The organism is Xanthomonas theicola (assembly GCF_014236795.1).
Lineage (GTDB): Bacteria > Pseudomonadota > Gammaproteobacteria > Xanthomonadales > Xanthomonadaceae > Xanthomonas_A > Xanthomonas_A theicola.
Genome location: NZ_CP049017.1, coordinates 1,449,244 through 1,464,369, shown reverse-complemented (window position 1 = coordinate 1,464,369; position 15,126 = coordinate 1,449,244). Strand labels below are relative to the sequence as shown.

At 68.0% G+C, this 15,126-nt stretch carries 14 protein-coding genes; 7 read left to right on the top strand and 7 right to left on the bottom strand.

All coding sequences use genetic code 11. The features are described 5' to 3' along the window. Positions 1–117 precede the first annotated feature (117 nt). Genes G4Q83_RS06655 through G4Q83_RS06645 form a run of 3 tightly spaced genes read left to right on the top strand, consistent with a single transcriptional unit; the run spans position 118 to position 2,890 of the window. Positions 118–978 (top strand): DUF2306 domain-containing protein, encoded by an 861-nt coding sequence (locus G4Q83_RS06655; protein WP_128419860.1) that lies wholly within the window; start codon positions 118–120, stop codon positions 976–978. Continuing rightward, positions 948–2,090 (top strand): sensor histidine kinase, encoded by a 1,143-nt coding sequence (locus G4Q83_RS06650; RefSeq protein ID WP_246432305.1) that lies wholly within the window; start codon positions 948–950, stop codon positions 2,088–2,090. The genes G4Q83_RS06655 and G4Q83_RS06650 overlap by 31 nt, the downstream gene beginning before the upstream one ends. After that, positions 2,087–2,890, top strand: a complete 804-nt coding sequence (locus G4Q83_RS06645) for a LytR/AlgR family response regulator transcription factor (protein WP_128419859.1) — start codon at positions 2,087–2,089, stop codon at positions 2,888–2,890. The genes G4Q83_RS06650 and G4Q83_RS06645 overlap by 4 nt, the downstream gene beginning before the upstream one ends. A gap of 741 nt (positions 2,891–3,631) precedes the next feature. On the opposite strand, the gene G4Q83_RS06640 is transcribed toward G4Q83_RS06645, so the two are convergent. Continuing rightward, on the bottom strand, positions 3,632–4,126 hold the full coding sequence (locus G4Q83_RS06640; RefSeq protein WP_128419858.1) for a single-stranded DNA-binding protein: 495 nt from the start codon (positions 4,124–4,126) through the stop codon (positions 3,632–3,634). A gap of 191 nt (positions 4,127–4,317) precedes the next feature. On the opposite strand from G4Q83_RS06640, the gene G4Q83_RS06635 reads away from it, so the two are divergent. Continuing rightward, entirely contained in the window at positions 4,318–5,316 is a 999-nt protein-coding gene (locus G4Q83_RS06635) for a polyprenyl synthetase family protein (protein WP_128419857.1), read from the top strand. Positions 5,317–5,335: 19 nt separating this feature from the next. Next, the gene (locus G4Q83_RS06630; protein ID WP_128419856.1) at positions 5,336–5,611 is read left to right on the top strand and encodes a nucleotidyltransferase family protein; all 276 of its coding nucleotides are present in this window, start codon (positions 5,336–5,338) and stop codon (positions 5,609–5,611) included. On the opposite strand, the gene G4Q83_RS06625 is transcribed toward G4Q83_RS06630, so the two are convergent. From G4Q83_RS06625 to G4Q83_RS06610, 4 genes are all read right to left on the bottom strand, one after another. Further along, entirely contained in the window at positions 5,566–6,366 is an 801-nt protein-coding gene (locus tag G4Q83_RS06625) for a dienelactone hydrolase family protein (RefSeq protein ID WP_128419855.1), read from the bottom strand. The two genes, G4Q83_RS06630 and G4Q83_RS06625, sit on opposite strands and share 46 nt — an antisense overlap. A 92-nt stretch (positions 6,367–6,458) precedes the next feature. Continuing rightward, the gene (gene murD, locus G4Q83_RS06620; RefSeq protein WP_128419854.1) at positions 6,459–7,892 is read right to left on the bottom strand and encodes a UDP-N-acetylmuramoyl-L-alanine--D-glutamate ligase; all 1,434 of its coding nucleotides are present in this window, start codon (positions 7,890–7,892) and stop codon (positions 6,459–6,461) included. Beyond that, positions 7,873–9,243, bottom strand: coding sequence for a UDP-N-acetyl-alpha-D-muramoyl-L-alanyl-L-glutamate epimerase (murL, locus tag G4Q83_RS06615; RefSeq protein WP_128419853.1), 1,371 nt, complete (start codon positions 9,241–9,243; stop codon positions 7,873–7,875). The genes murD and murL overlap by 20 nt, the downstream gene beginning before the upstream one ends. An 87-nt stretch (positions 9,244–9,330) precedes the next feature. Beyond that, on the bottom strand, positions 9,331–11,940 hold the full coding sequence (locus G4Q83_RS06610) for a bifunctional aspartate kinase/diaminopimelate decarboxylase (RefSeq protein WP_128419852.1): 2,610 nt from the start codon (positions 11,938–11,940) through the stop codon (positions 9,331–9,333). A gap of 151 nt (positions 11,941–12,091) precedes the next feature. Here G4Q83_RS06610 and G4Q83_RS06605 point away from each other — a divergent pair, with 151 nt between their 5' ends. Next, positions 12,092–12,970: a PhzF family phenazine biosynthesis protein gene (locus tag G4Q83_RS06605; protein ID WP_128419851.1), complete on the top strand. Its 879-nt coding sequence runs from the start codon at positions 12,092–12,094 to the stop codon at positions 12,968–12,970. Positions 12,971–13,046: 76 nt separating this feature from the next. Here G4Q83_RS06605 and G4Q83_RS06600 read toward each other — a convergent pair whose 3' ends face one another. Together G4Q83_RS06600 and G4Q83_RS06595 are read right to left on the bottom strand one after the other, a co-directional pair. Continuing rightward, the gene (locus G4Q83_RS06600) at positions 13,047–13,664 is read right to left on the bottom strand and encodes a glycine zipper 2TM domain-containing protein (RefSeq protein WP_128419850.1); all 618 of its coding nucleotides are present in this window, start codon (positions 13,662–13,664) and stop codon (positions 13,047–13,049) included. Between the two features lie 258 nt (positions 13,665–13,922). Further along, the gene (locus G4Q83_RS06595; protein WP_128419849.1) at positions 13,923–14,354 is read right to left on the bottom strand and encodes an OsmC family protein; all 432 of its coding nucleotides are present in this window, start codon (positions 14,352–14,354) and stop codon (positions 13,923–13,925) included. Between the two features lie 285 nt (positions 14,355–14,639). On the opposite strand from G4Q83_RS06595, the gene G4Q83_RS06590 reads away from it, so the two are divergent. Further along, positions 14,640–15,038 carry an HU family DNA-binding protein gene (locus tag G4Q83_RS06590; RefSeq protein WP_128419848.1) on the top strand — a complete coding sequence of 133 codons (399 nt, stop codon included), beginning with the start codon at positions 14,640–14,642 and terminating at the stop codon, positions 15,036–15,038. Positions 15,039–15,126: the final 88 nt, after the last annotated feature.

Sequence of the window (15,126 nt, the reverse complement as noted above, 5' to 3'; positions counted from 1 at the left end):
TGGTTTAGACCCTCCCCACCGTCACCCATCTGCCCCAGCCGCAGTTCGTCCGATCGGTTAGGACACCCACCCCACTCCTCCCGCACCTTTGGCGCCATCCTTTCCGAGATTGCTGCCATGTCGCTGCCCGCTTCTTTGATTTCAACCTCGTCCCAAGCCGTTACCCGGGACAAGCCTAGCTCCGGTCAGCCAGCCCTACGGATTACTGCCATCGGTTGGGTCGTGAGTGCCGCAGCGGGGCAGCTCATCTTTGCCGCCTACATCGCAAGCTTCTACGGTCGCTCCACACTTTCAGGCCACCCCGAGCGCTGGAACGAGGTCATGAACCGAGGGTTCGTCGCTGGCGACCACACCTTCAACTGGGTCTTGGGCGTCCATCTTTTAATGGCGCTTGCCATCATCCTGGGCGCGCCGCTCCAACTTTTCCCCGCCGTACGGCGCCACCTCCCTGCCTTCCACCGTTGGAACGGCAGGCTCTACATGGTCATGGCGTCTACCCTTGCCTTGGGTGGACTGTCACTTGTCTGGATCCGCGCTGGGGTGGCCGGTGACTTAACGCAGCACCTAGGCACAAGCCTCAATGCTGCCTTAATCTTGTGGTTTGTCATCGAGGCTTGGCGCAGCGCCCGCCGCCGAGCCATCGAGCCGCACCGGCGCTGGGCATTGCGGCTCTTTCTGGCGGTCAGTGGCGTTTGGTTCTTCCGTATCGGACTCATGCTCTGGCTTGCGCTTAACCAGTCCCCCGTGGGCTTTGATCCCAAAACCTTCACCGGCCCGACGCTGAGTGCTTTGTCCTTCCTGCAAACGCTCCTGCCGCTTGGCATTTTACAGGGCTACTTCTATGCGCAGCGAACAATCCATCCCCCCCTACGCTGGGTAGTTGTGGCAACGCTTTTTTTGGCAACATTGGCCACGTTGGCAGGGAGCGCCGCCGCCACAATGATCCTGTGGTGGCCCAACATGACTTCGACCGGATGAGCTGCTCTGCTACCTTGGCTATGCTTGCGCTCATGACGCCTCACCCGCCAGAACCTGTCCTTGGCAAAGTGCCGCCATTCTTGAACTGGCGCCGCGTGACCACGGTCGCATTCATCTGTGCGGTGCTCTCCGCGCTATTAGGGCTTAGCTGGGACCGATGGATCCCGCTTATCCTGCGTGTCTTCCTGATTGGCTTCGTGGCACTCGTGGTTTTTACAACGCTCGAGCGCTGGCCGAAGAAGCTTCCCAGTTGGCTTCCGCGCTGGGTGCTGCAAGTGACCGGCGTTGCGGCATGCATCCTGCCTTGCACGCTCAGTATCTACTTGCTGACCACACAAGCCGGTGCGCCACCATTTTGGGAAGACAGCGAGCGCCTCAATGGCTTTTTCATGGTCACTGTCACAGGACTCTTGATTGGGCCCTGGGTCGCTTTGGCTGCCTTGGTTCGACAGAAGGATGCCTTGGCGCGCCACCAAGCGTTGACCTTTGAAGTTCAACGCATCGACTTGGAACGCCAAGCCCTCGATGCCAAGCTGCAACTCCTGCAGCGCCAGGTCGCGCCGCATTTTTTGTTCAACACGCTTGCTAATGTGCAGGCTCTCATTGAAGTCCAATCTCCTCAAGCGCCAGCACTGATGCGAAACCTCATTGCCTACTTTAGGGCAGCAGTCCCACGCTTGAACGATGCCAGTACGACACTGGATGAGGAAGTTGCGCTCACCCAGGCCTATCTGGAACTCATGCACATGAGAATGCCCGACCGGCTGAGCTACACCTTTGACGTTCAAATTGGCTCCGAAGAGAAAATTCACTGCCCCAGCCTAGCGCTTTTGACGCTGGTCGAAAATGCTGTCAAGCACGGCATCGATCCTTGTGAGGACGGCGGGCGCATCGACATCCGTGCGTGGTCTACTGATACCCACTGGTATTTGGCCGTCGAAGACACGGGCGCTGGGCTGGATGCGTCCCAGCCAGGCTTGGGCACTGGGCTTTCGACCTTGCGCGATCGTTTGAGGCTTGCCTTCGGTGAGCAAGCGAGACTAACGCTGGCCGGACGAGCCCCGCACGGTACGGTGGCCGAAATCGTCCTGCCACGCGGGCGGCCATCATGACGCATGCTGCTCCCACTGCTCTAATTGCCGATGATGAACCGTTGCTGCGCGACGCCTTAGCAAGGCAGCTTGCCCGCGTGTGGCCAGATCTTGTGATCGTCGCGCAGGCGCGTAACGGACGTGAGACGCTGCAATTCTTTGAGCGGCATCATGTAGACATTTTTTTCCTAGACATTCGCATGCCTGGCCTTTCGGGCGTGGAAGTTGCTCAGGCAATTACTCGGCCCGCTCATGTAGTCTTTGTGACAGCCCATGACGACTACGCCGTGCAAGCGTTTGCCCAAGGAGCGCTTGATTACTTGGTCAAACCGGTTGAGCCGGAGCGCCTGGCCAACACGGTTGCCCGCCTTCAAGCAAGGCTAAGGGCCGATCAGCCGCCGCTTGTGGATGTTGCTGAGCAGTTGCAGCGATTGGCTGCACAGCTTGCCCAAGCCCGGCAAGCCCCATACACGCCAAAGCAACATCTGCAGTGGGTCCATGCCCAGTCAGGGCAAACGCTTCGCCTGATCCCGGTCGACGCCATCGATTACTTCCAGTCCGACACCAAATACACCCGCGTGGCCTGGCACGACGACGCGGGGGTTGCGTGTGAGGCGATTGTCAGTATGACGCTGGCTCAGCTCGTCCAGGCACTTGATCCAGCGCGCTTTTCCCAGGTGCACCGCTCGGTCCTGGTCAATCTGCACGCAGTCTCGCACTTGGTCCGGGGGGAGCATGACACCGCCCGGGTCCATCTGCGCCGGCGCAAAGAGTCGCTTCCAGTTAGTCGGCGCTACTTGCCACAATTTCGCGCCTTCTAATATGGTGTACCGAATGAAACTATGTCATATATTTCCGGTCGAACGATGACCTGTGTTCGCCAATTGAATTGGCGATGGGACGAGCGAAGTTTGCACTGGGCGTCACCACGGACGAGCGTCGTGAGTTGGAGGCGATCGCTGCCTCGCGTAGCCTGCCGCACGGCCTGGTGCGGCGCGCCCGGATGATTTTGTGCAGCGACGAAGGATGATGGTACGGGAGATTGCCCGACGCACGCAGGTAACGCCAGCGGCGGTCTCGAATTGGCGCAAGCGCTTTGGCCAGGAGCAGGTGGTGGGCTGCACGATGCCCTCAAATCCGGACCACCGCGCACGCATGGCGACGAACGCATCGCACAATTGCTGAATGCAGCACGGTTGTGCCGACCCGCTGTCGGGACGCATTGGACGGTACGTTGGCTGGCCGATGAAACGGGTGTGGCCAAGCGTTCGGTGCAGCGCTATCTGAAGCTGTTCGGGGTGCAACCGCATCGATCCAAGACCTTCAAACTGTCGACCGATCCGTTCTTCGTGGAGAAGATACGCGACATTCGCTCGCGCCCACGGTCTGGGTCGGGGGCCACGCTGAATCTGGCGTTGCTCCCGTGCTTCAGTCGCCATCCACACGTACGCCATAGCTACACCGTCAACTCACCTCTTACTTTGGCAGGACTCTCACCCGCAAGGATCCGAGCAGCAAAGAAACCCCCTAGCCTCGGCGAGGGGGGCCTTGATACGAACCGCTCAGAACGGGATGTCGTCGTCCGCGAAATCGTCCATCGGCGCGGACTGCTGCGGCGCCGGCTGCTGGCGACGCGGGGCGTAGTCCTGCCCGCCGCCGCCCTGGCTGGGACGCTCCTGCCGCGGCGCAGCCGCGCGCTGCGGGCGATCGCCGCCGCCTTCGCCACGGCCACCGAGCATCTGCATCTCGTCGGCGACGATGTCGGTGGAGTACTTCTCCACGCCGTCCTGGCCGGTGTACTTGTCGTAGCGGATCGAGCCTTCGACGTAGACCGAGCTGCCCTTGCGCAGATACTCGCCGGCGATCTCGCCGAGCTTGCCGAAGAACACCACGCGGTGCCACTCGGTGCGCTCCTGTTGGTTGCCGTCCTTGTCCTTGCGCACGCTGGTGGTGGCCAGGCTGATGCGGGTGATCGCCATGCCGGACTGGGTGTACTTGGTGTCGGGATCGTTGCCGAGGTTGCCGACGAGGATGACTTTGTTGATGCCGCGTGCCATGAGATTCTTCCGTTGGGGTGGTGAACCCGCTCGGGCGCGGGCAGGTCGGATGGGAGAGTCCGCTCGGAAACGGACTTAGACAGTGAATTATACCGGGCTGAGCGCGGATGTCGGCCTTCCCCTTGTTCAGCCCTCAGGCTTGCCCCCACCGGGGTGGCCTATAATCCCTGCACTCCTCCTAGTCCGACCGCATGAGCCTCGCCGAAGACCTCCGCCCCGCCCTGGGGCTGCCTCAGATCCAGGCGCTGGCCGCGCCCGACATGAGCGCCGCCGATGCCCTGATCCGCCAACGCCTGGCCTCGGACGTGGTGCTCATCAACCAGATCGCCGAGCACATCGTCTCCGCCGGCGGCAAACGCCTGCGGCCGATGCTGGTCATGCTGGCCGGGCGCGCCTGCGCCGGCGGCGGGCCGCTGCACCACCAGTTGGCGGTGATCGTGGAGTTCATCCATACCTCGACCCTGCTGCACGACGACGTGGTCGACGAATCGGACCTGCGCCGCGGCCGCAGCACCGCCAATGCGCTGTGGGGCAATGCGCCCAGCGTGCTGGTCGGCGATTTCCTGTATTCGCGCAGCTTCCAGCTGATGGTGGAACTGGACAGCATGGCGGTGATGCGGCTGCTCGCCGACACCACCAACCGCATCGCCGAAGGCGAAGTGCTGCAACTGCTGCATGTGCACAACCCGGATACCGACGAGGCCGCCTACCTGCGCGTGATCGAGCGCAAGACCGCGGTGTTGTTCGCCGCCGGCACCCGGCTCGGGGCCATGGCCTCCGGCGCGTCCGAAGACGTGCAGCAGCGCCTGTACGACTACGGCATGCACCTGGGCTACGCGTTCCAGATCGCCGACGACGTGCTCGACTATACCGCCGATGCCGCCGACCTGGGCAAGAACCTGGGCGACGACCTGGCCGAAGGCAAGGCCACGCTGCCGCTCATCCACGCGATGGCGCACGCCGACGCCGCCAGCGGCCGGCGCCTGCGCCACATCGTCGAACAGGGCGATGCGCAGGCGATGCCGGACGTGCTGGCGGCGATCCAGGCCAGCGGCGGACTCGACTACAGCCGCCGCCGCGCGGCCGAATACGCCGCCGCCGCCGAACGCGCGCTGGACGGGCTGCCGGAAAGCCAGGCCCTGGCCGCACTGCGCGGGCTGGCCCGCTACGCAATCGAACGCAGCCACTGACGCCTGGGGAACAGACGCCATGGACCGCTTCGACGCCGAGCAACGCGCGCTCCTGCTCGGCATCAAGGGTGTCGGCCCGACCGTGGTCGCGCGCCTGGAGCAACTCGGCCTGCATATCCTGGAAGCATTGGCCGCCTGCACGCCGCACCAGCTGACCGCGCAAGCCGCGGCACTGGTCGGCTCCACGTGCTGGCGCAACAGTCCACAAGCGCATGCGGCGATGGCCGCTGCCATCGCCGCGGCGCAGGCTCATTCGGCGAAACGCTCCTCGAAGAAGTCCTCCAGCATCCGATAGGCGCGCCTGGCTGCGCGGGCGTTGTACGCGCAACCGGGCGGGCTGTTGGCGTCCGCCTCGGCGAAGCAGTGCACCGCGCCACTGAAGTTGACGAACTGCCAATCGGCGCCGGCGCGGTTCATCTCCTGCTCGAAGGTGGCGATGTCGTCGCGACTGACGCTCTTGTCGTCGGCGCCGTTGAGCACCAGCAGCGGCGTCTTGGCGCTGCCGGCGGCGGCCGGCGCCAGTGTGGCCAGGCCACCGTGCAGGCTGACCACGCCATCCAGCGGCGCACCGGCGCGCACCAGCTCCAGCACCGTGCTACCGCCGAAGCAGAAGCCGACCGCACCGATCCGCGACGCGTCCAGCGGCGCCGAGCCGGCCTGCGCCTTCAGCACCTCGACCGCCTTCAGCGCACGCGCGCGCAGCGTCGCCGGGTCCTTCTTCAACGCGCCGGCGAACTGCCCGGCCTCGGTATCGTTGGCCGGGCGCTTGCCCTTGCCGTAGACGTCGGCCACCAGCACCACGTAGTCGTCGCCCGCCAGTTGCTTGGCCTTGCCGATCGCCGCGTCGTTCACACCGCGCCAGTTCGGCACCATCACCAGGCCCGGACGCTTGTCCTGCTTGCCATCGTCATAGACCAGCAGGCCGCTGAAGCGGTCCGTACCAACCGTCCATTCCACCGGCCTGGTCTGCATTGCCGCCAACGCCGACACCGGCGGCGCCAAGGCCAGGGCCAGCAACCCGATCCACCACTGCATCGAACGAGTGCGCATTGCCTCTCTCCCATCGGAACCAGACCGCAGTCTAAGCGCGGCCCCGGCACGACGGCGTGCGCACCAGCCCAGTGCGCCGGCCGGCATGCGGCTCAGGCGATCCCCAGCCCCGGGATCGCGCTGATCGCCTCCGGGTCGAACCCGGCCAGCTCGGCGAAATGGCGGCCGCGCGCCACGTAGTCGCGGTAGGCGCCGAAACTGGGCGCGCCCGGCGACAGCAGCACCACGCCGCCCTCCCCGCCCAGCGCCGCGCGCGCCAGCGCCACGGCGGCCGGCAGATCCGCGGCGGCGTGCAGGTCGAAGCCGCCGCGCGCGGCCAGCGGCGCCAGCAGCGCATGGATGCGCGGGCCGTTGCCGCCCATGGTGACGATCTGCAGCGGCGCGTCATGGCGCATCCTGGCGACGAAATCGCCCCAGTCCAGGCCGCGGTCGTGACCGCCGACCAGCAGCGCGATGCGGCGCCCGCCGAAGCAGTCCAACGCCGCCAGCGTGGCGTGCGGGGTGGTGCTGATCGAGTCGTTGACGTAGGCCACGCCGGCGCGTTCGCCCAGCGTCTGCAGCCGGTTCGGCAGCGGCCGGAAGCTGACGGCGGCCGGCGCCAGCGCCGCCGCGTCCAGGCCCAGCGCCTCGATCGCCGCCAGCACCGCGCACAGATTGCCGCGGTTGTGCCGGCCCGGCAGCGGTACCCGCGCACTGTCGAACACCGCCACTTCGCCGCGATGCACGACGTCGCCGCGCATGTGCCAGCCGTCTTGGCGATTGAACCAGCGCACTTCGCTGTCGGGCAGCGACAATGCCGCCAGCTGCGGATCGGCGGCGTTGAGCAGCGCGATGCGCGGCCGCGCCCGGGTCACCAGCGCCAGCTTGTCCTCGACGTAACGCGCTTGGCTGCCGTGCCAGTCCAGGTGTTCCGGGAACACGTTCAGCGCCAGCGCCAACTGCGGGCGCGCGCCGCTGCCGGCCACGTCACCGGTCTGGTAGCTGGACAGTTCGATCGCCCAGTACCGCGGCGCCGGCGCCGGCGCCAGCACGTCCAGCAGCGGCACGCCGATGTTGCCGACCAGGCCGGTGCGGTGGCCGCCGGCGCGCAGCAGGTGCGCCAGCAAAGCGGTGGTGGTGCTCTTGCCCTTGGTGCCGGTGATGCACACGCTGCCGGGCACGACCCCGTCGGGCCCGGCTTGCTCGGCGAACCACAGCGCGCTGCCGCCGACGAAACGCGTGCCGCGCGCCGCCGCGGCCTGCACTTCGGGACGGTATGGGCTGATCCCCGGCGACTTGACAACCACGTCGAACGCGGCCAGCCGCTCGGTACTGGCCTCGGTTTCCACGCGCAGATCGGGATCGTGCAGCGCGGCGACCTCGGCGGCTGCGTCGGCGGAACAGAACACCGTCAACGGCAGGCTTGCCGAGTCCCGAGTCCCGAGTCCCGAGTCCCGCACATCGCGCAACGCACGATACGCCGCCCGCCCCTCGCGCCCCCAGCCCCACAGCGCGACACGCAGGCCCTCAAGCTGCGAAATTCGCACGCACGCGTTCCCACAGCTCGGCCGGAACGCGGTGCTGGGCGTGCAGCGCCAGCAGCGGCTCCATGCGCAGGTCGTCGGCGTCCAGTTGCGGCTGGATCTCGCGGATGAAGCGCGCGACCAGCGCGTCCTCCTTCCATTCGGCGCGCGCCGCCAACGTGGCCATGGCCGCCCGCGATTCGCGGCCCTCGCCGACGCACTCGAACGGCTTGTGGTCCTGGAACTCGAGCAGCGCGTCGAAGCCCGGCGCCTGTGTTGCGTCGTCGAGCAGGTTGCGGCCGAAGATCCGCACCAGCCGTGTCTTGGGCATGAACGGGGCCAGCGCCAGGAACACGAAATGGCACTTCGGGCATACCCCGCACCAGCGGTGCGCCGGGCGCTCGCCGAGGATGTGGAAATTGCGGTTGCAGCTGGAGAAATGCGCGTCGTAGTGGTCGTTCTTGGCGAACTGCCGCGCCACCGCCAGCTCCGACAGCGGGCGCAGCAGCGAGTAGTAATGCAGGTCGGCGGCCACGTGGCGCTGCACGTGCGCGCCGAACGCCTGCTCGAACGCCCAGCCCTTGGACCACTGGTGGTTGACCTCGGCGGTGCCACTGCCGTCAGCGGCGATGATCTGGCTGCCGTAGCTGGCCGAGTGCTCGTTGGAGAACACCACCTGGCCGGCGTCGTGCAGCAGCGCGGCGAACGCCAGGATCGCCGAATTCACCGCGGTCACCGGGATATGCCCGTTCCACGCGCCCTGCCGGTTCAGCTCGAACAATTCCGGCGCCAGCGCGCGGCCGATGTTCAGGGTCGGCAGCGTGGTGCGTTCGGCGCAGGCGCGGATCAGCTGCGAACCGCCGATCCAGGCCACGGTCTGCGCCATGCCGGCCGCGCGCAGGGCCTCGATGCTGACCAGCGAATCCTTGCCGCCGCCGATCGCGACCAGGGCATGGTCGCGCAGGCCCAGCGCCGCGGCGCCCGGCACGGCCGGTGCCGTCGCCGGGAACCGGATCCTGCCGTGCAGGTCCAGGCCGTTGCGGTAGGCGAACTCGCCCAGCCCGTGCAGGTACACGCTCTCCAACAGCGCGGCGGTCTCGGCGTCGATCGCATCATCGTCGATGACGATCCGCGGCGGCACCGCCGCCTTGTAGTAGCTGACCCCGGCGACCAGGTGCAGCAGGCGCAGCGCGCGCTGCAGCGCCTGCGCGCGCGCCGCGTCCAGCACGAACGGCGCGCCTGACACGCTGATCGTCTCCACCAGCTCCGGACCCTGGTCGAATGCGTAGACCAGGCGCGCGACGCCGCTGTCGGCGTCGAACGCGCAACGCACGAAGCGGAAGGTGGTGATCTGCTGTTTGTCGAAAGCGGTCATGGGATATCCGGAAGCGGACGCACCGGTATTGGCGCCGAAGCGCGGCGGGCCGGGCGCGGTGCACACGGCGGCGCGAGAAGGCGGGTCTCAGGCGGCAGGCGCATCGATCACGTCCTCCCGCGGCAGCTCGCGCTGGTTGTAGGTGCTGGCCATCGCGTAGCCGTAGGCGCCGGCGTCGGCGATCAGCATCACGTCGTCCGCCGCGGTGGAGGCCGGCAGGCGGCGGCGCTTGCCGAACACGTCGCTGGACTCGCAGATCGGCCCAACCACGTCGAACACCGCATCGGCATCACGGTCCAGCCGGCTCAGGTTGGCCACGTCGTGCCAGGCGTCGTACAGCGCCGGACGGATCAACGCGTTCATGCCCGCATCCAGGCCGACGCGGCGAATGCCGTCCTTCTCGATCACCTGGGTGGCGCGCGCCAGCAGCACGCCGCATTCGGCGACCAGGTAGCGGCCCGGCTCGATCGCCAGGCGGAACGCCGGATGCACGGATTTGGCCTCGGCCAGGCCCTGCGCCCAGGCATCCAGATCGAACGGCTCGTCGTCGGCGCTGTATGGGATCGGCAGGCCGCCGCCGATGTCGATGACCTCCACGCTGCCGAGACGGCGCGCGAAGCCGGCCAGTTCGTCGCACATCCGCCGCCAGTGCTGCGCGGTCTCCACGCCGCTGCCCAGGTGCGCATGCAGGCCGACGATGCCGATGTCCAGCGCGCGCGCTGCCTCGACGAATTCGTCCACCCGCGTCGCCGACAGGCCGAACTTGGAGGCCTTGCCGCCGGTGTTGACCTTCTCGTGGTGGCCGTCGCCATGGCCCAGGTCGATGCGCAGCCACAGGCTGCGGCCGCGGAACAGCTCCGGCCAGCGCTGCAGCGCCTCGACATTGTCGACGGTGACGGTCACGCCCAGCGCGAACGCGGCTTGGTACTCGACCTTTGGCGCGAAGCTGGGGGTGAACAGCACGCGCCGCGGCGACAGCTCCGGCAAGGTGTTGAACACCCGCTGCAGTTCGCCGTGCGACACGCATTCCAGGCCGAAGCCTTCGGCGACCAGCGCCTCCAGGATCGCCGGGTGCGAATTGGCCTTGATCGCGTAGTAGCGCTGGTCGATCGGCGCGATCGTCTTGAGCGCGCGCGCGCGCGCGCGCAGCGTCGGCAGGTGATAGACGTAGCGCGGCGTGCCGGCCTGCGCCAGGCGCAGCAGGTGCGCGCGCTCGGCGTGCCACCATGGCGTGGGCCGCGCGCGCACGCTGCCGGCGATCTCGCGCCAGCGCGGGCCGAACACCTCGGTCTCCTCCACCGGCATCGCGCCGCTGTCGATCAGTTCGGCGTGCAGGATCGGCAGCAAGCCGTCGGCATCGGCCTCGTCGATGACGAAGGTCAGGTTCAGGTCGTTGGACGACTGCGAGATCATGTGCACGCGCTCCTTGCCGAACGTGGCCCACACGTCCGAGAGCTTGTGCAGCAGCGAGCGCATGCCGCGCCCGACCAGGGTGATCGCCGCGCACGGCACGATGATCTTGACCCGGCAGATCTCCGCCAGATCGGCCGACAGCGCCGCCAGCACGTCGGTGTCGACCAGGTTCTCGCTCGGGTCCAGCGACACGGTGACGTTGGTCTCGGCCGAACCGATCAGGTCCACCGACAGGCCGTGCTTGGCGAAGCGCGCGAACACGTCGGCCAGGAAGCCGACCTGCTGCCACATGCCGATGCCTTCCATCGACACCAGCACGATGCCGTTGCGGCGGCTGATCGCCTTGACCCCGGGCACGGTGCGCGCGTTGCCGTCGATGCTGGTGCCGGGCAGTTCCGGGCGCTCGGTGTCCAGGATCGCCATCGGCACGCCGCCGTCGCGGCACGGCTTGATCGAGCGCGGGTGCAGCACCTTGGCGCCGGTGGTGGCGATCTCCTGCGCTTCGTAGTAGTCGAGCCGGGTCAGCAGGCGCGCATCCGGCACCTCGCGCGGGTTGGCGCTGAACATGCCCGGCACGTCGGTCCAGATCTCCACCCGGCCGGCGCCGAGCAGCGCGCCGAAGTACGCCGCCGAGGTATCCGAACCGCCGCGGCCGAGGATCGCGGTGCCGCCGTCCTGGTGGCGCGAAATGAAGCCCTGGGTGATCAGCAGGCGCGCCGGCTGGGCGACGAAGCCCTCGCGCCAGGCGGCGTCGGACTGCCACTGGCACGACACCGACAGGCGCTTGGACCATTCGCTCTGGTTCGGCTGCGGCGGCAGCGCGTGCAGCCACTGGCGCGCGTCCATCCAGCCGACATCCAGGCCGCTGGCGCGCAGATAGGCCGCACCCAGCGTCGACGACAGCAATTCGCCCTGGCCCAACAGCTCGGCCTGCCAGTCCAGCGTATGGGCCGCCGCGCGCGGATCCTGCAGCAGCCCGCGCAACGCCGCCAGGCGCTCGCCCAGCACCGTCTCGGCATCCAGTTCCAGTTCGTCCAGGAACTGGCGGTGGCGCTGCTCCAGCGCCGCCGCCCGCTGCGCGGCGTCGGCGCTGCCTTCGGCGATCGCGGTCAACTCGTTGGTGACGCCCGACAGCGCCGAGACCACCACCAGCACCCGCGCACCGGTCTCCTCCGCGCGTTTTTTCGCCAGCGTCCCGATCGTGTCCCAGCGATGACGACGCGACACCGAGGTGCCGCCGAACTTGAGGACGATCCAAGGACCGACGGGGGGGAAAGAGGGCATTTCGTGGTGGAGTCTGGTGGAGGGAGAGAGGCCCGGAACGCTGGGCGCAACCTGCGATTCTATGCCAAGCGCCGCGCTCCTGGCGCTGCCCGCGCAAAGCCCGGCGCGCCGCCGGTTGCTAAGCTGCGCGCCCCCGCACCGAGTACCCGCCATGACCTCGCGCCGTTTCATGCAGTTGGATGTGTTCGCCCCGCGCCCCGGCACCGGCAACCCACTGGCCGTGGTGCTCGATGCACAGGGCCTGGACGCGCCCGCCATGCAGGCCATCGCGCGCTGGACACGGTTGCCGGAGACCACCTTCGTGTTCGCGCCGACCCGGCCCGGCGCCAGCTACGCCATCCGCATGTTCAGTCCGCACAAGGAGGTGCCGTTCGCCGGCCACCCCAGCGTCGGCACCGCGCACGCAGTGCTGGAGGCCGGCATCGCCGCGCCGCAGGACGGCCTGTTGCTGCAGGAAGGCATCGCCGGGCTGCTGCCGCTGCGCGTGGACATGGACGGCGGCGTGCGCAGCATCGCGGTCCGCACCCCGCGCGCGCAGGTCGCGGACATCGCCGACGCCGCAGATACGCGCCTGACCGCCGCGCTGCGCGGCTGGACGCTCGGCGCGCAGCCGCCGGCGCTGATGGACGGCGGCAGGCGCTGGTGGCTGGTCGATGTCGCCGACGAGGCCGCCCTGCGCGGCCTGGCGCCGGACTGGGACGCGGTGGCGGCCCTGGCCGAAAGCACCGCCAGCATGGGCGTGTTCGCCTATGCGCGCGCGCGCGGCCAGGCCTATGCGCTGGCGGTGCGCGCGTTCGTCGGCAATGGGCGCCGTTTCGAGGACGCCGCATCGGGCGCCGCCAACGCCGTGCTCGCGGCATGGCTCGAGCATCGCGCCGCCCTGCCAGGCCACGCGCGCCGTTACGTGGTCAGCCAGGGCCGCGAGGTCGGCCACGACGCCTTGCTGACCCTGAGCGTGGACAGCGCCGGCGACGTCTGGTCCGGCGGCCAGGTGCAGACGGTGATCGACGGACGCATCGCCTGGTGCTGAGCCGGTGCAGGCGGCGCCAAGCCTCGTCCATGGCCGGCCCGCGCCGGCGCGCGACGCCGCGGGCAAGGCGTGCCGATCAGTCGGGCAGCACGTCCACGCGCACGCGGATGCGATCACCCGGCCGCTGTTCGCTGCGGGTGTGGTAGTAGCGGCCGCCGTACTCGTAGGTCACGTCGTAGCCGTCCACCCGGTCGTAGCTTTCGGTGCGGTAGGAAACCGGTTGGCAGACGCTGACCGAGCCGGTGCGCACCGTGGTGCGCGCATTGCTGTCGTAGATCGAGCGCCCGGCCAGGCCACCGACCATGGTGCCGACCGCAGTGCCGACGAAGCGCCCGCTGCCGCCGCCGACACGGCTGCCCAGCAACGCACCGGCGATACCGCCGACCACGGTGGCCGCGCTGCGCCCGCCGTCGGTGCCGCGATAGCCATCATTGTAGTAGCTGCCACCATAGCCGTTCTCCACATAGCCATCGGAGGCCGGACGTTCGTAGCAGCGCTCGGTGGTCTCGCGCGGGCCGCGCACGTGCGCCAGAATCGGATCGGCGCGGACGACGCGGGCGTACTCGTAGCTGCCGCCGGCCGGATAGCCGCGGTCGCGATAGTCGTCGTAGCGGCCGTAGTCCTGCGCAGCGGCGGGGCCGACCACGCCCACGGCGAGCGCGGCGGTCAGAAGACGGGTCGAGAACTTGTTCATGTCGAAGGGTCCAGGCGCGTGGATCGCGCAACCGCATGCTCGGTCCGCTGCGGTGAAACGAGTCTGAATCGGGCCCGGAACGCGGCGATCGTTTAGCGCCGCGACAGCCGCTGCGGCCCATGCAGCATGTGCCTCCCGGCACGCATCGCCACTGCAGCCACGTCCGGCGTGCGCTGCGCGAAGGCCGGACCGCACCGCCGGCGCGGCACGGCGCGATCCCGGAATACCGGCCTGGCGGCCAACGCCAAGCCGCGGGATTCAGCCCAGTTCCGCTTCCAGGCTGATCGGCACTGCGCTCAGCGCCTTGGACACCGGACAGTTCTGCTTGGCGTCGTCGGCCAGCGCACGGAACTGCACGGCCTCGATGTTCGGCACCACCGCCTTGACCTTGAGCCGGATCTGCGACAGCTGCGGACCGCCTTCCATCGACAGGTCAACCTGGGCGCGCGTGTCCAGCGACGTGGGCGGAAAGCCCGCTTCGCTGAGCTTGGCCGACAGCGCCATGGTGAAGCAGCCGGCATGCGCGGCGGCGATCAGCTCTTCCGGATTGGTGCCCTTCTCGTCGCCGAAGCGGCTGTTGAACGCATAGCGGATGTTCTCCAGCAGCCCGCTCTGCGGCGTGCTCAGCCGGCCCTTGCCGGTCTTGAGGTCGCCTTCCCAATGCGCGGTGGCGTGACGCGAAATGCCCATGGCTGTGCTCCTGTCGGTGGGTGAGGCGGGCACCATAGACCAGAACCCGTTACGGACTTGTGCGGCGCAGCGCGCGCAAGGACGGACCAAGCAGGACCGAGCCGCGGCGCGGCGCCGCTTTCCCTGCCGGAACCGTGCGGCGACGCGAAAAAGCGCCCATTTGGGGCTTTTTTGCGCGCTTTTCGCCTTTTCCCTATTGGCGCGGCGTGGCACATGCCCTACATTTCGCAATGCCGACGGGGTCGGCGCGACCCAACCACCAACCGTTTACGGAATCAGGACATCATGGCAAAGACCACGAAAAAGGCTGCCCCGAAGAAGGCAGCAAAGAAAGTAACCGCCAAGACCGCCGCCAAGCCGGCCGCTCCCAAGCCGATCAAGGACGCACTGAGCAAGTCGGCGCTCGTCGCCCACATCGTCGAAGCCAGCGGCGTCCTCGCCAAGGACGTGCGCGCGGTGATGGCCTCGCTCGAGCACGCCGTGGCCGGCTCGGTCAGCAAGAAGGGAGCCGGTTCGTTCACCCTGCCGGGCCTGCTGAAGATCACCGCCATCAGCGTGCCGGCCAAGCCGAAGCGCAAGGGCATCAACCCGTTCACCAAGGAAGAGCAGTGGTTCGCCGCCAAGCCGGCCACCACCAAGCTGAAGGTGCGCCCGCTGAAGAAGCTCAAGGACGCCGCGCTCTGAGCGGCGGCACCTGATCCAGGCAAGCACACCCGACGGGACGGCACGCGCCGTCTCGTTTTTTTTTCGCGCTCGCCGCCGCCCGCAACGG

Excerpts from the sequence above, each read along its gene's own strand:
- G4Q83_RS06655 (WP_128419860.1), top strand. The coding sequence starts at position 118 with ATGTCGCTGCCCGCTTCTTTGATTTCAACCTCGTCCCAAGCCGTTACC.
- G4Q83_RS06645 (WP_128419859.1), top strand. The coding sequence starts at position 2,087 with ATGACGCATGCTGCTCCCACTGCTCTAATTGCCGATGATGAACCGTTG.
- G4Q83_RS06640 (WP_128419858.1), bottom strand. The coding sequence starts at position 4,126 with ATGGCACGCGGCATCAACAAAGTCATCCTCGTCGGCAACCTCGGCAAC.
- G4Q83_RS06635 (WP_128419857.1), top strand. The coding sequence starts at position 4,318 with ATGAGCCTCGCCGAAGACCTCCGCCCCGCCCTGGGGCTGCCTCAGATC.
- G4Q83_RS06630 (WP_128419856.1), top strand. The coding sequence starts at position 5,336 with ATGGACCGCTTCGACGCCGAGCAACGCGCGCTCCTGCTCGGCATCAAG.
- G4Q83_RS06625 (WP_128419855.1), bottom strand. The coding sequence starts at position 6,366 with ATGCGCACTCGTTCGATGCAGTGGTGGATCGGGTTGCTGGCCCTGGCC.
- murL (WP_128419853.1), bottom strand. The coding sequence starts at position 9,243 with ATGACCGCTTTCGACAAACAGCAGATCACCACCTTCCGCTTCGTGCGT.
- G4Q83_RS06610 (WP_128419852.1), bottom strand. The coding sequence starts at position 11,940 with ATGCCCTCTTTCCCCCCCGTCGGTCCTTGGATCGTCCTCAAGTTCGGC.
- G4Q83_RS06605 (WP_128419851.1), top strand. The coding sequence starts at position 12,092 with ATGACCTCGCGCCGTTTCATGCAGTTGGATGTGTTCGCCCCGCGCCCC.
- G4Q83_RS06600 (WP_128419850.1), bottom strand. The coding sequence starts at position 13,664 with ATGAACAAGTTCTCGACCCGTCTTCTGACCGCCGCGCTCGCCGTGGGC.
- G4Q83_RS06595 (WP_128419849.1), bottom strand. The coding sequence starts at position 14,354 with ATGGGCATTTCGCGTCACGCCACCGCGCATTGGGAAGGCGACCTCAAG.
- G4Q83_RS06590 (WP_128419848.1), top strand. The coding sequence starts at position 14,640 with ATGGCAAAGACCACGAAAAAGGCTGCCCCGAAGAAGGCAGCAAAGAAA.